The organism is Actinomycetospora chlora, from assembly GCF_039542135.1.
Taxonomy (GTDB): Bacteria; Actinomycetota; Actinomycetes; order Mycobacteriales; family Pseudonocardiaceae; genus Actinomycetospora; species Actinomycetospora chlora.
Window position 1 is genome coordinate 37,668 of record NZ_BAABHO010000028.1, and the last position, 12,952, is coordinate 50,619.

The 12,952-nt window shown below is 70.7% G+C and carries 16 protein-coding genes; 2 read left to right on the plus strand and 14 right to left on the minus strand.

Annotation, left to right across the window (positions count from 1 at the left end):
- Window positions 1–25: 25 nt before the first annotated feature.
- The 11 genes from ABD994_RS17710 to ABD994_RS17760 form a co-directional block, all read right to left on the minus strand.
- Window positions 26–1,573: an FtsK/SpoIIIE domain-containing protein gene (locus tag ABD994_RS17710; protein WP_345417675.1), complete on the minus strand. Its 1,548-nt coding sequence runs from the start codon at window positions 1,571–1,573 to the stop codon at window positions 26–28.
- Between the two features lie 218 nt (window positions 1,574–1,791).
- A complete protein-coding gene (locus tag ABD994_RS17715) occupies window positions 1,792–2,085 on the minus strand; it encodes a WhiB family transcriptional regulator (RefSeq protein ID WP_345417678.1) in 294 nt (97 codons plus the stop codon).
- A 273-nt stretch (window positions 2,086–2,358) separates the two neighbouring features.
- Complete coding sequence (locus tag ABD994_RS17720) at window positions 2,359–2,616, minus strand: hypothetical protein (protein ID WP_345417681.1); 258 nt, start codon at window positions 2,614–2,616, stop codon at window positions 2,359–2,361.
- Window positions 2,616–3,128: a hypothetical protein gene (locus tag ABD994_RS17725; RefSeq protein WP_345417684.1), complete on the minus strand. Its 513-nt coding sequence runs from the start codon at window positions 3,126–3,128 to the stop codon at window positions 2,616–2,618. The genes ABD994_RS17720 and ABD994_RS17725 overlap by 1 nt, the downstream gene beginning before the upstream one ends.
- A gap of 105 nt (window positions 3,129–3,233) precedes the next feature.
- On the minus strand, window positions 3,234–4,430 hold the full coding sequence (locus ABD994_RS17730; RefSeq protein WP_345417687.1) for a helix-turn-helix domain-containing protein: 1,197 nt from the start codon (window positions 4,428–4,430) through the stop codon (window positions 3,234–3,236).
- Window positions 4,427–4,735, minus strand: coding sequence for a putative quinol monooxygenase (locus tag ABD994_RS17735; protein WP_345417690.1), 309 nt, complete (start codon window positions 4,733–4,735; stop codon window positions 4,427–4,429). The genes ABD994_RS17730 and ABD994_RS17735 overlap by 4 nt, the downstream gene beginning before the upstream one ends.
- Window positions 4,736–4,802: 67 nt before the next feature.
- A complete protein-coding gene (locus ABD994_RS17740; RefSeq protein WP_345417693.1) occupies window positions 4,803–6,323 on the minus strand; it encodes a hypothetical protein in 1,521 nt (506 codons plus the stop codon).
- A gap of 575 nt (window positions 6,324–6,898) precedes the next feature.
- Entirely contained in the window at window positions 6,899–7,369 is a 471-nt protein-coding gene (locus ABD994_RS17745; protein WP_345417696.1) for a hypothetical protein, read from the minus strand.
- 432 nt (window positions 7,370–7,801) lie between these two features.
- Window positions 7,802–8,134, minus strand: coding sequence for a GYD domain-containing protein (locus ABD994_RS17750; protein ID WP_345417699.1), 333 nt, complete (start codon window positions 8,132–8,134; stop codon window positions 7,802–7,804).
- A 33-nt stretch (window positions 8,135–8,167) separates the two neighbouring features.
- Complete coding sequence (locus ABD994_RS17755; RefSeq protein WP_345417702.1) at window positions 8,168–8,521, minus strand: VOC family protein; 354 nt, start codon at window positions 8,519–8,521, stop codon at window positions 8,168–8,170.
- A gap of 16 nt (window positions 8,522–8,537) precedes the next feature.
- Window positions 8,538–9,008, minus strand: coding sequence for a DUF4188 domain-containing protein (locus tag ABD994_RS17760; protein WP_345417705.1), 471 nt, complete (start codon window positions 9,006–9,008; stop codon window positions 8,538–8,540).
- A 207-nt stretch (window positions 9,009–9,215) separates the two neighbouring features.
- Here ABD994_RS17760 and ABD994_RS17765 point away from each other — a divergent pair, with 207 nt between their 5' ends.
- Complete coding sequence (locus ABD994_RS17765) at window positions 9,216–9,971, plus strand: TetR family transcriptional regulator (RefSeq protein WP_345417708.1); 756 nt, start codon at window positions 9,216–9,218, stop codon at window positions 9,969–9,971.
- On the opposite strand, the gene ABD994_RS17770 is transcribed toward ABD994_RS17765, so the two are convergent.
- The 3 genes from ABD994_RS17770 to ABD994_RS17780 form a co-directional block, all read right to left on the minus strand.
- Window positions 9,972–10,604, minus strand: coding sequence for a maleylpyruvate isomerase family mycothiol-dependent enzyme (locus tag ABD994_RS17770; RefSeq protein WP_345417711.1), 633 nt, complete (start codon window positions 10,602–10,604; stop codon window positions 9,972–9,974). It lies immediately after the preceding gene.
- 35 nt (window positions 10,605–10,639) lie between these two features.
- Complete coding sequence (locus ABD994_RS17775; RefSeq protein ID WP_345417714.1) at window positions 10,640–11,620, minus strand: anti-sigma factor RsbA family regulatory protein; 981 nt, start codon at window positions 11,618–11,620, stop codon at window positions 10,640–10,642.
- Window positions 11,621–11,740: 120 nt separating this feature from the next.
- Window positions 11,741–12,055, minus strand: coding sequence for a P-II family nitrogen regulator (locus ABD994_RS17780; RefSeq protein ID WP_345417804.1), 315 nt, complete (start codon window positions 12,053–12,055; stop codon window positions 11,741–11,743).
- 84 nt (window positions 12,056–12,139) lie between these two features.
- On the opposite strand from ABD994_RS17780, the gene dprE2 reads away from it, so the two are divergent.
- Entirely contained in the window at window positions 12,140–12,898 is a 759-nt protein-coding gene (dprE2, locus tag ABD994_RS17785; protein WP_345417717.1) for a decaprenylphospho-beta-D-erythro-pentofuranosid-2-ulose 2-reductase, read from the plus strand.
- Window positions 12,899–12,952 lie beyond the last annotated feature (54 nt).

Consider the following 12,952-nt stretch of genomic DNA (forward strand, 5'->3'; position numbering starts at 1 on the left):
GCGGCGAGGCCGCCCTTCACTTCACTCACGACGAGTCCTCCTTCGACTCGCTGGTCTTCGCAGTTCCGGTCTTGGCCTTCTTCCGCTGGCCGGCCTCCTCGCGCTGGACCGGGATCACCGATCCGATGTCCTCGCGGGTCGGGCTCGGGTAGGTGCGGGCGAGCCAGCGCATCTGCTCGTCGTCCACGTAGACCGACCGGACCTTGGTGAGCGTCTGGTCCTCGTCGTCGACCACGTAGCCGATGCCCGGCGTCAGCGCGCTGATCTGGTCGCAGCGGGCACCGCGGTCCCGGGCACCGTCCCCGAGGACCATCGCGACCTCGGTCTTCTCCGTCATCCGCAGCCCGACGCGCGTGGTGAACAGGCCGCGCAGCCCGACGACCTCCTTGCGCGGGTCCTGCACGCACCCAACGACGGAGACGCCCGGGGCGCGGCCCTTGGTGAGCAGCTGCCCGAGCGCGGCCTGAGCACGGCTGCGCAGCCCGCGATCGGCGATATAGGTGGTCAGGGAAGCCACCTCGTCGACGAGGACGACGTAGAACGGCTCGGCGGTCGTCGGCACGTGCTGACGCGTTCGGGAGCGCAGTTCGCGGGTGCGCTGCGCGGTGAGCGCGGCCGCGGCCTCCAGACCGACGACGAGGTGTTCGTCGCTGTCGGCGGCCAGGAGGTGGAACAGCTCGGCGTACATGCCGAACTCCATGCCGCCCTTCGGGTCGATCCCGATGACGCGCACCAGGCCCTCGCGGATCGCCGGGGCGAGCGCGACCAGTAGGCCGGCGACCATCGACGACTTGCCGGAGCCGGACGCGCCGGCCATGAGGACATGCCGCCCGAGCAGCCGCAGCCGCCACGGCGAGCCGTCCTCCCGGCGCCCGAGGGGGAGCGCTTCGAGGTCGACGGCGTGTGCCGAGCTCGGGGGCGCGGTCGCCTCCATCAGCGTGTCCGCGCAGATCACGCGCAGCCAGACCCAGCCGCGTCGCCGGTGGGCGAGGACACGGACGTCGAGGGCCCGGAACTCGGAGCGCAGCTCGTCGGTCCGCTCCTCGAGGTCCTCTCGCGTGACGCCGGGGCAGAGCTGGACGGTCAGCAGATCGGCGTGCGGGCCGAGGCGGCACCACAGCAGCCGGGGCACCACGAGACGGGCGGAGGCGTCGCGTGCCTGGAGGCCGGCCGAGGCCATGAGGTCGGCGAAGCCGCTCCGATATCGGATGCGCCGGCCGAACCGGAACACCCGCGAGGAGATCAGGCGATCGAACGAGGCGCCGTGCGACCACCACCACGTGACGCCGGCGGCCAGCGCCACCGCCAGAACCGCCAGGAAGCCGGCGACGCCCTGCATGGCGCCGAGGAGCACCGCCAGGGCGACGACGGCCCCGAGGATCGGCACGTAGGCCAGCAGCCAGATCGCCATCACGGCGGCCCACACCGCCAGCAGAGCCAGGCGGAACAGACCACGCCCGGCGGCGAGCCCGAGCCGGCTGGAGAGGGTGTCGGGCTCCCTCACGATCGCTGTGCGCTGGACGTCGGCGCGACGTCGGATCGTCGAGCCGCGGAAGGGCTGGTGCGTGAACATCTACGGCTCCTGTGGGGACGAACGACGGGTGCGCGGGGAACGGGCGGTGCCGAGCACGGCCCGGCGGGTGGCCGCACGACGACGCAGGGGAGCGGCGTCGAACAGCGCGGCCTGGTCGAGGTGGTCAGGGCAGCGGCGAGGTGCGTTGCGGCGTCGCTCGATCCGCGCCCGACAGACCTCGCAGCGGTCAGACACGACCGGTTCCGCCTTCGGGGTGCTCATGCGACCGCACCTCCCGGGTCGGGCTCGCCGCGCTGCTCTCGGGCCAGCCGGGTCCGCTCAGCAGGCGTCAAGCCGGCGACGACCCCGTGACGTCGCCCAGAGCGCTCCCAGCTCATGACGTCGTCCAGGCACGCCGCCTGGACGGGGCAGAACTCGCACACGGCCCGGCAGGTGGCGATCGCGTCCGGGTCGGAGGGCTCGGGGAAGAACAGGTCGTCGAGGCCGTCGCAGGTGGCGTGCTCTCGCCAGGACGGCGGTCCGTCGCCGTCGAACAGGACCCGGCGCAGCACGAGTCGGACGGTCGCCGGGTTGTGGAACTCGCGTCCCGGTCCGACGTCGCGTCGCAGGCGGGAGAGGACCGGTTCGGGCGTGTGAACCGGTCGCGGGGTCTGAGGTGGGGAACCCATCGTCGTGCCTTCCGAGGTCGGAGGCACACGACGGACCGGGACGGCGGGACCCGCGGTCACTACCGTGGGCGAAGCGCTCCGGCACCGTCGTGTGCGGAGGGGCGAAGGCGCCGGGACGGGGAGAGGTTGGTCGCCAGGACCCGCCCCGGCGCCGGGTCAGACGGAGCCGCAGGCTCCGCGGATGGCGTGCTGGGCCGCGAGTAGCTCCGCGACCGCGGCGGCGAAGCAGTCCGAGAGGCGGATCAGCTCGCCGGAGTGCAGGAACAGCGTCAGCCGGCTTCCGATGCGCTCGTCGACGTCGACGGTTACGCGGTCCTCGTCGGCGTGGACGGTGAACCCCATCCGGGACTCGGGCCGCACATGTACGCCGACCGTCATCGCGATCCCGGGCTCGGGCGACTCGACACCGGCCATCACGCGGCCTTCCCGTCGGTCGGGTCCTGACCGCTGGAGGGTGTCGAGGCGGGTCCTGGCGCTCCCGGGCCGCGGGACGACGAGCGGGGAGCCGGCGCCCCCTGACCCGCCGGGGTCCGCATGCCGGTCGCGCGCAGCGTGTAGCCGAGGCGCTTGTACTCGCCCTGGCCCTCCAGCTTCGGGGCAGCGGTCATGCCCTCGAACTCAATCGGCCGGACGACGATGCCCGGAGCTACCTCGATGCCGTCCGGCGGCACCGGCTGGTGCTCGGCCAGCACCGTCACCGAGACCGACTTGTCGGCCTCACGCGTCGCCGAGGGGTCCGAGACCGTCACGCGCCACATGCGCTTGCCGGTCTCCTCGTCGACCTGCTGACGCACGGGCCGGCCCTTCGCACGGTCCTCGCGCGACTGGTACTCGGTCACCGCCGAGACCTCGCCCATCATCAACCCGCCCTGCGGGAACACCGTCTCGAACTCGACCGGGAACCTCTGTCCGTAAGGGACTGCCATCACCATCTCCTCGTCACAGGGGCACGCATGCCCAGGTACCGAGGAGCGTACGCACTTAAAGTACGGGTGCCGCACTAATAGTGCGGGTCTATTCGGGTGGTCTTGTCAGGTCACTCGCTGTGCCAGATCGCGCAGCTCCTGCGAGCCCGTGCGATCACTCTGGACGAGGTCGGCGACCAGCTCGCGGACCCGGGCATGGCTCTCGAACTGCTGCGGAGCGAGGTCGAGGCCCTGGCGCAGGGTCGCCACGACGGCGTCGGTCTGGCGGAGCTGGGCCTGCGCGCGGGCGACGTCGATGAGCAGCCGGCCTTGCCGTTCCGGGGACAGCCCCGACGCATCCACAGTTTCGGCGACCCGGAGCGCACGACCGGCGTCGCCCAGCTCGACCGCCACGGCCACGTCGTGCAGGAGCACGTTCGTCGGCCCGAACTCGGTCTCGTAGTCGTTGCGGTCCTCGCCCAGCTCGTCGGCGGCTGCCCGAGCCTCGTCGAGGTAAAGGTAGGCCATGCGCGCGTCGTTCAGCCGCGCCGACGCGACCGCGAGCTGGAGCTTCAACGCGCCACGGACCGCGATGGCAGGGGCGTCGCCATCCGCGGCCCGCTCGTCGAGCGCGTGTGCCGCCGACTCCGCGGCGCGGATGGCGAGATCGAACCTTCGTGCGACCTGGAACACGATCGCGAGCCGGAACGCGCCCTCGGCCATCAGGAGCGGGTCGCCGGCCTTCTCCGCGGCCGTGATGGCGCGGTCCACCGCGACCCAGGCTGCGCCGGTCTCGCCGAGCTTGGAGAGCACGCCAGCCACCGCGAGGTACGAGCGCGCCTTTGCGACGTTGACGACGATCTCGTCGTCGCCGGTGGCGTTCCGCGCCGAGCGCTCCAGCTCGGGGAGCAGATCAGTCAGGAGCGTCGCCAGCTCGTCGTACTGCGACCCGTGGGCGTACTCCCACGCCTTGACCGCTTGCCGGTCGAGGTCCCGTACGTCGAACGGCCGCGTGCCGGCGAGCACCGCATGAAGCGCGTCGCTGGAGGAGAGCGCGAGGCTCAGGGCGCTCGCGGCCGGCTCGACGTCCGCCTGCACGACCTTCTGCTCTGGCGCCAGCTCAGCGACGGGCACCCCGAGTGCATCCGCGAGCCGCTCAAGCACACTCATGCGGTCGATGCGCCGGGCGCCTCGCTCGACCTGGCTGAGCCACGTCTCGGACCGGTCGAGCCGGCTGGCGAACTCCGCCTGCGACAGCCCGAGCTTCTTGCGCAGGAACGCGACGCGCTGGCCGAAGGCCCGCTGCTCGCCCGGGGCGCTCACTGCGGCAGGTTCTTGCCGCCGGTGGGCGTCAGGAACTCCACCCGCGTCTCGGCGATGTACTGGTCACGCTCGCTGAGGAAACGCTTCGTGTGCGGCTGGCTCTCGTGCGCCTCGAAGGCTTCACGATCCGCATACATCTCGTAGAAGACCCGCGCGAGCGGAGCGTCCTCGACCGTGTGCACTGCGTACAGGAGGGTGCCTGGCTCCTGCTCCCGGATGCCGGGCGCTGTCTCCGCCACGAGCTGGTCGAACCCCTGAGCCGCGTCCTCGTCATTGAGGTCAAAGCGGACGGTCAAACCAAACATGTCATCCTCCGAGTGCGGTGCCGCACTCAGAGTACTACCAGCAAGGGAGCAATCGCCCACGGCCAAGTTAGTCCGTCTTCCGGCTGATCCTGCCGTACCTCGTCAGCGCTACGACCAGAAACGCAAGGGCCGCAGCAACCGCCACCCTCAACATTAGGTCGGGCGACGTTAGGGGTGTTTCCTTCGTAATCACGGCAAGCGGGGGAAAGGCTGTCGACAAGCCTGCCTTCACCAGGACGTCTACGTTTGTCGTGCTCACGCCGTCCCGGAGTCTCCATCCAATTGCAAGGAGGCTGCACAACAGCCAACAAATCGTCGCTGTTGCTGGTCGCCGTCCGTATCCAACGAGTCGATATATCGAGAGAAGCCACCACTCGAGTCTTGAATCTACTCGCCGTCGTCTGGCTTCCATCGAGCCGTACTCGGCAATAGAGCGTGTCGAACCCAAGGTGGACTTTTCGGAACAGACCTGACCCAAGAGCTCGTCCGTGCCAGTGTGCGTATCCGGCGCCCACCTTATATCGCTTCTTCTAAACATTGGTCGTCGACGAGGAAACTTTAGGACGGGGTCAAAGATGCTCGACTCTTTCGCCGAAGTAAGCAGCCGCGTGCGGCCGGAGCCGCCAATCATGGTGAAATGTCGCAGGACCGCCTTCTCGAGAGTCTTCTCGGGCAGCGGATTCGTAAACTCGCTTGGCCGGGCGAGGTCCAGTGCCTGAGAGTACTGGCCAAGGATCAGTGCTTTTCCTCCGGTAACGGGACCTTGTAGCGTGGTTTCGCGAGCATCTGCCAACACAAGAGTTCCGTCGCAGTCCTGGATAGACGTCGCCGGACTAGCCTCCAAGTGCGCTTTCTCGAATCTACATCTCGTCAGGACTGCGCCTTGCTCTGTAGCCAGATACACCGGATCGTGAAAGTGTACGAAGGTACTTGCTCCTCGAATCCTGACGGAGGACCAATGCGAGCACCAGACGTTGAGCGGTTCGGCCCCGGTGGCCTCAATTGCGCTAACATCTAGCTGGGAGGTCTCCGGCCCCTGAATTTCAATGAGATCGCTATTTGTTGCTTCGTGCACGCGCCGTTCGCGATGGGAAGCCCGCAAAGACCGCACCTCGGACTTGCTCTCGGTTTCCATCTGGCCGACCCGGACGACGTCGTTGGTTCCGCCCATCTTCAAGGTCGTGTTCACCCGAAGTGACACTTTATCGACGTGCTCGCACAGCAAGGACGCCGAACTATGTGCCATGACCGCCGCGTGAAGTATACGATCCGCAACGAGAGTAGTTCCTTGACCCAGGCCCACCTTCTCGATTATCGTTCGTCTAACCGTAAGAACTGCCTTATTGAAGAGGTTTGCAGTTTCGATTCGTGCCAGCGAGTAGTCGAACCTTACCGCACAATAGGTCGCTTGCAGCTCCCGAATATGACCTCCATAGGCGTAGCGAAGCCCCTGGAATGTTCTTGCAAGGGAAAGAAGTAGGCTCGGCAGATTGTGCTTTTCCTCACGAAGGCGCTCACGGCGTTCGGTTTTTATTGTGATATCTAGGGTCGGTTGATCATCCTCGGGGCACTCGACCAGCAAGTCCACGCCGGGCGCATATCGACCAGGACGGCTGTATCTCCTACGCTGTCCACCCTGGCCGCCGTTTACGGCGCAGAGTATGACGACCTTGAGGGGGCTGGACCTTCTGTCCGGCTCGACAAGGTTCAAGCAGAGCGTCAGATAGTGGTCGGGTCCTATTCGAACCGCTATGGGTCGACTTCCGTCGGCAACCACCGTGACTTCGCCGGCCGGGCACTGCCGCACGTCGACCAGGTCTTGCTCATGCTTGGAGAAGTACGCCTCAGTACTGTCGGAAGGGCGTGAGAGCACTGCCATCTATCAGCCAATGCCTTTCCAGTACGGAGGTGCTTACGTACGCCGTCAAGCATTATTCCGTCGCGAAGTCTAGCCTGTCGGATTGCCGAATCATCCTCTAGGGCATCAAGGCGCCGCCTGCGGCGGCGCAGGCCGCTGGAGCCGTGCAGGCATTGCGCCCAGAGTCACGCGCTCGGGCCGCGGCGCTGCGCGCGGCTGGCGCCGTGCTCGGCCACGGCCCGAGCACGCTCTCTGGGCGCCGCCTGCCACGGCCAGCGTCGCTGCACCGAAGTCGGCTCTGCGCCCTACGAGGTAGACCGGAGCAACCGGTTAGCGCCGTCAATTACTCGTTCTAGTGCCACGCGGGCGTCCTCCCCGCGAGTGCTTAGCTCCTCGAGCGTGGCTGCCTTCGACGCATTCTTTGCCAGCTCCAGCGCCGACTCTGCTTGCTTCACCAGCTCGCCGTGGCTACCTGGGTCGACCAAAAGCCGGACGTGAAAGAGCGCGCTTCTAGCCTCAGCGCGGAGCCGATACGCCTCCATCCTGGTCTCCAGGGGCGTGACTCCGTCTGGGCTCTCGTTTCGCCGGTTCCAGCGGTCATACTCGGCACGGCGAAGCGACATCACCGCTGAGCCATACGCGACTAGTGCCTCTACGAGCTCCTTGCGTCGCTGCTCCTTGCGTCCCTCGGCGTGGGCGCGCTCGGTTATCTTTCGCTGCAAGAAGTACGTGGCCGTGGCACCTAGCAGGGTGCCGATGACGGCGATGGCGCTCACCAACACCTGCTGCACTGATCCATTCCATCACGACCGTCGGTCGACCTGCTAGAGATCACCGGGCTCCGCCCGAACCCGACACCGCTCGGAGATCAGGGGGTAGAGCAAGTGGCGGCGGCGACCTCCTCGCGGCGCGCCCGAGGCCAGCCAGACCGCGGGCCGCTCCGTGCCAGGCGGGAAGGAGTACCTGGCACTCCAGACCCGCGGCCTGGCCGGGGAGGACCCGCGCCGCGAGGAGATCACCACCGAGACCGGTCCCGTGTCCGCGCACGGACTATTCACGGGCGAGAGCCAAGATCGCTGACGTCGTCGCAGGTCAGACGCACAATGGGCGCGCACTGTAAATCCGTCGCGAAAGCTTCGAAGGTTCGAATCCTTCACCCGCCACGCCAGGCCCGTCACCCCCGGTGGCGGGCCTTTCTCGTGGTCGGATCAGTGACCGGGCCGCCGGTAGCCGGCGGCCGTGTCGCGGGCCCGTTCGAGGACCGGCACGACGTCGGCGGCGTTCACCAGGGGCTGCACGCGCACGTCGGTGAACGCGCCGGAGGCGGTGATGACCAGCCCGATGGTGGCCGCGGTGTCGGCGTCGGGGGCGCCGACGATCGCGAGCCCGCCGAAGGCGTCGAGCGTGTAGTACAGGGACCGGAGCTCGCCGCCGGCGTCCTCCACGGTGGCGCGCACGGCCGGCGTCCGGTCGCCCGGGCCGGCCAGCAGCTGGGCCCAGGTCTCCGGCCGGTAGGAGAAGAAGTAGGCGTAGTCGGGCACGTCGGTCCCCCTTGTCGCGTCGGTGTGTTCCCGTCAGGTACCGGCGGCCACCGGGTGTCGGGGCTCGTAGAGCCCCACCGCGCCGCCGCCCGGCAGGCGGATGGTCGTGAGCAGGCCCCAGCCCTGGTCGCTGACGTCGCCGTCGACGGCGACCCCTCGCGCGCGGAGGTCCGTGAGGGTCGCGTGGACGTCGTCGCACATCAGGTAGAGCTCGTGCCGGGGCGGGCCCTCGGTGGGGTGGACGGCGACCTCGGCGGGCGGCAGGCCCAGGATGAGCCAGCCGCCGCCCGCGTCGACGGTCCCGTGCCCGCGCAGGAGCTCCGCGAGCACCGCCCGGTCGGCCTCGGCGTCGGCGGAGTAGACGATGGCGTGCGCGCCGGTGATCACCGTCCACCCCGTGCGCTCAGGACGTCGCCGTCTCGCGCCGGCGCAGCCGGTGCCGCGCCTGGCTGGACTCGGCGAGCGGCACCGTCCGCCCGGCCTTGCCGAGCCCGAACTCGGGCATGTTGCCGTAGATCGCCTCGTATTCCCCGGCCCGCACGAGGTAGGTCTCGTGCCAGATGCCGGTCCGGGCGTTGCGCCGGAAGTAGTTGCGCCAGGCCTCGGCGTGGGGGTCGTCGCGGTCGCGGGCGAACGCCTCGAGGTGGTCGAAGGACCGCCAGTACTGGACGATCACGGGGAAGCCGAACGTGTAGCCCAGCAGGCCCTTCTCGGGGTGCGCGGTGAGGTGGTCGAGCATGTACCGCATCCCCCGCCGCCCACCGAGGTCGCGGAACGTGCGGACCGGGTGCCGCGGGTCGAAACGTGCCCCGATGAGGAACACGACGAAGTCGCCGTCGATCTCCGCGGTCATCCGCTGCTGTGGAAGGGTCATGGCGCACTCCTGGGATTCACCGAGAGTGACAGGGTGCCCGTGACTGCTCGCCCGCGATACGGCTGCTCGGGTGACGGGCGGGCCGCCACTCCGACCCGTGATGACACCGTGGTGCGCCGGGACGCCCGAACGCGACGTTCCGGGACGAATGACGCGGACATCGCCGTTCTCCTGGTCCGCGCCCGTGGGCGGCCCCATACTCCGCCCATGACGACGGAGGCTCGCTGGTTCGAGCCGCCGGTGTCCCGCTGGTCCGACGACGCCGTGGCCGGCGGGCTGCAGGCGCGGGCGCGCACGACCCGCCGCGAGCTCCTGCTCGGCGCCGCGCGTCGCTTCGCCGCCCAGGGCTTCCACGGGACGTCGCTGTCCCAGATCGTCCGCGACGGTGGGCGCACGAAGGGCGCGCTGTTCTTCCACTTCTCGTCGAAGGCGGCGCTGGGGTGGGCGGTGGTCGACGAGCTGCACGCGTCGTGGGACGACGTCGTCGACCGCATCACCGCCCGCGACCTCGACCCGCTGCGCGCCCTGCTCGTCGTCTACGACGCCCAGATCGCGCGGCTCGTGTGCGACCCGATCGTGCAGGGCGGCCTGCGCGTGATGCGGGAGGACCCGGGGATGCAGGCCGACCGGCACAAGTGGGTCGAGGGCTGGCGGTCGGAGAGCGAGGTCCTGCTGCGGCGGGCGCAGGAGCGGGGCCTGCTCGTCGACGAGGCCGATCCCGAGGCGGTCAGCTCGACCCTGCTGTCGTCGGTGGTCGGGCACCACTACCTCGCCGAGGCCCAGCCCGACGGGCCGCCGCTGTGGGAGCGGATGACGACGACCTGGAACGGGCTGCTGCCGACGATCGCCGTGCGGTCGTGGCTCGAGGCGTGGACGGCCTCGGGCTGGTCCGGACGGCCCGCGCCGGCGCTCGAGTGCTTCCTCGCGGCCCGGCGTCCCGACGCCGGCCTGGTCCTCGCCTGATCAGGACAGCCGCGCGGCCAGCTCGTCGACGCCCGGGCCCTCGAGGCCGGGCAGCCCCGCGGCGCGGCCGGTGGTGACGAGGAGCAGCTCGCCGGACGGCCCGTGCACCTCGGAGCCGTCGCCATGTGCCCAGTCGGCGTCCGTCGCGACCAGGCGCAGCCCCGCGAGACGCGTCGACGCGCCGTAGAACGACGCGGCGACGGCGTACTCCAGCGCCGGGACGACGTGGTCGGGCGGCATCGCGTGCGGGATGTGCAGGGGCCGCGCCAGGTCCTGCCCGTGCACGAGGACGTCGACGAGCGGGTCGCGCGGCCTGGTGCCGAGCGGGCGTCCCGTCCACGTGGCCGACTCGCGGTACTGGGCCGCGAGGTCCGCGGGCGGGTACTCCGCGGCGCGGGCCCGGGCGGTGCGATCGATCATGCGGTTGATGTCGAAACGGGCCCCGATCATCGCCCGCACGGCCTCGAACGGCGTGATGCGCGAGGTCAGCGTCAGGTGCGCGACGAGGGTGTCGACGGTCCACCCGGTGCACAGCGAGGGGTGGCGCCACTGGTCGGGTGTCAGGGTGTCGATGACGTCGGCCAGCGAGAGACGCTCGGCGGTGATGGCGGCGTGCAGCTCGGCGGCGTCCACGACGTGCTCCCGGGGGTCGACGGGAGGAACGGACACTAGCGCCCGTGGTCGTCCAGGTACATCGTCATGCGGACGACCGTGCCGGCGTCGCGCGTGCTCTGCATGCGGACGAAGTCGCAGAGCCGGTGGGTGAGGAACAGGCCGTAGCCCCGCCCGTCCTCCGGGCCCGGCGGGTGGCGTCCCACGAGCGGGTCGTCCACGTAGCCACCGTCCTGGATCTCGACGACGACGCGGTCGTCGGTGTGCCAGAGCGAGAGGATCCCGGCCCCGTCGGTGTGCACGACGGTGTTGACCGCGACCTCGTGCACCGCGAGGCACAGGTCGGCGACGCGGTCGGGGGCCAGCCCGGCGGCGGCCGCGTGGTCGGCGACGGCCCGGCGGACCGTCCGCGGCCCGAGGGGCGCCCGGAACAGCAGCGTCTCCCCGTCCTCGGGCGGGTCCGCCAACGGCCCGGTGACGGCCTCGGCGAGCTTGACCGGGTCGCCGTAGGTCGCGTTCGGCACCGTCGTGCCGTCCTCGACCAGCAGCGGGTGCGCCGCGCGGGCGTCGGCCGCGCCGTCGGCGTCGATCACACGGGTGTCGTACGGGCAGAGCATCGTCACCGGGCGGTCGGCGAAGGCGACGTTGGTGAGCGCGTCGTGCTGGAGGTGCGCGGCGATCTCCTCGGCCGGGCGGCCGGACCACAGGCCCTCCCCGATGGCGCGCACGCGGCGACCGGGGTGCTCGGCGAGGAAGGTGTGCAGCGCCGGCACGAGCCGCGCCGGGTTGCGCCCGAGACGCCGCGCCTCCTGCAGCACCACCGCGCCGGCATCGTCGCCCAGCACGTCGCGGACCCGGGTGAGGTGGCTGTCGGCGAGCACGACCACGACGGCCTCCTCGGCCTCGAGCCCGGCGCGCACGGAGGCGACGACGCCGGTCGCGAGGTGATCGTCGTCGTCGTAGAACAGCGCTGCGTGCTCGAAACCCGGATCCCCGGAGCCTCGGCGGTGCCGCCCGATGGTCGTCGCGGAACTCACCCCCCGCACCACCTCGCCCGGTGGTGCCTCCCTGTGGCCCGACGATCGTGTCCGACGGACGCAACGCATGGACAGCGGACTCCGCCCAGCGGATCGCCGCGTGCGGCGGGCGGTCCGGTCTCAGACGGCGTCGGCGCCGCGTTCCCCCGTCCGCACGCGCGTGACCAGCTCCAGCGGGACGACCCACAGGCGGCCGTCCGGGTGCACAGCAGACGCGATCTCCGTGAGCACCCGCTCGGTGATCTCGTCGTGCACGATGGCCTCGATCCGCAGGCACGGCGCGAGGTCGACGAGGACGGTGCCGCGGTGGACCTCGCGGTGGGCGTCTCCCACGGGGCCGCGGACCTCCGCGATGGTCATCCCCAGCACCGCGTGCCGCTCGAGCGCGCGACGCACCCCGTCGAGCCCGTGTGGCGGGACCAGCGCGTGCACCATCTTCACGGCGTGCTCCCTCCTCCGGGTCGCCGTGACGCTACGGGGCCGGGCGTCGGCGGGCGAGGGCCCGCCTAGGCTGCCGCGGTGCCCCCAGCGCGCCCGGTCGTCCTCGTCCTCGGTGGCCGCAGCGAGATCGGGGTGGCGCTCGCGTGCCGCCTCGCCCTCGCCGGACGCGCGGGGACGGTGGTGCTCGCCGCGCGGCGGGCCGGCGAGCTCGACGCCGAGGTCGCCGCGGTCCGCAGCAGCGGTGCCGTGGTCGACACCGTCGAGTTCGACGCCGACGACCTGGCCGGCCAGCCCGCGGTCCTCGACGCGGTCGAGGCGCGCCACGGGCTGCCGGACACGGTCGTCCTGGCGTTCGGCGTGCTCGGCGACCAGGCCCGCGCCGAGCGCGACCCGGCGCACGCCGCGGCCGTGGTGCACACCGACTACGTCGCGCAGGTCGCCGTGCTCACCGACGTCGCCGCCCGGATGCGCGCCCGCGGCCGCGGCGAGATCGTCGTGTTCTCGTCGGTGGCCGGGGTGCGCGTGCGGCGGGCCAACTACGTCTACGGCAGCGCGAAGGCCGGCCTCGACGGCTTCGCCTCCGGGCTCGCCGATGCCCTGCACGGCACCGGGGTGCACCTCACGCTCGTGCGGCCCGGCTTCGTCGTCGGGCGCATGACCGCCGACAGCGGCCTCGACCCCGCCCCGCTGTCGTCGACGCCCGGCCAGGTCGCCGACGCGACCGCCGACGCCCTGGCCGCCGGACGCGACGTCGTGTGGGTGCCGGGCGCGCTGCGCCCGCTCGTCACGGCCATGACCCTGCTGCCCCGCTGGGCCTGGCGCCGCCTGCCGCGGTGAGGGGGCTGCGCCCCAGGTGAGTGATCCGGGTCGTGGTGACGACCCGGATCGCTC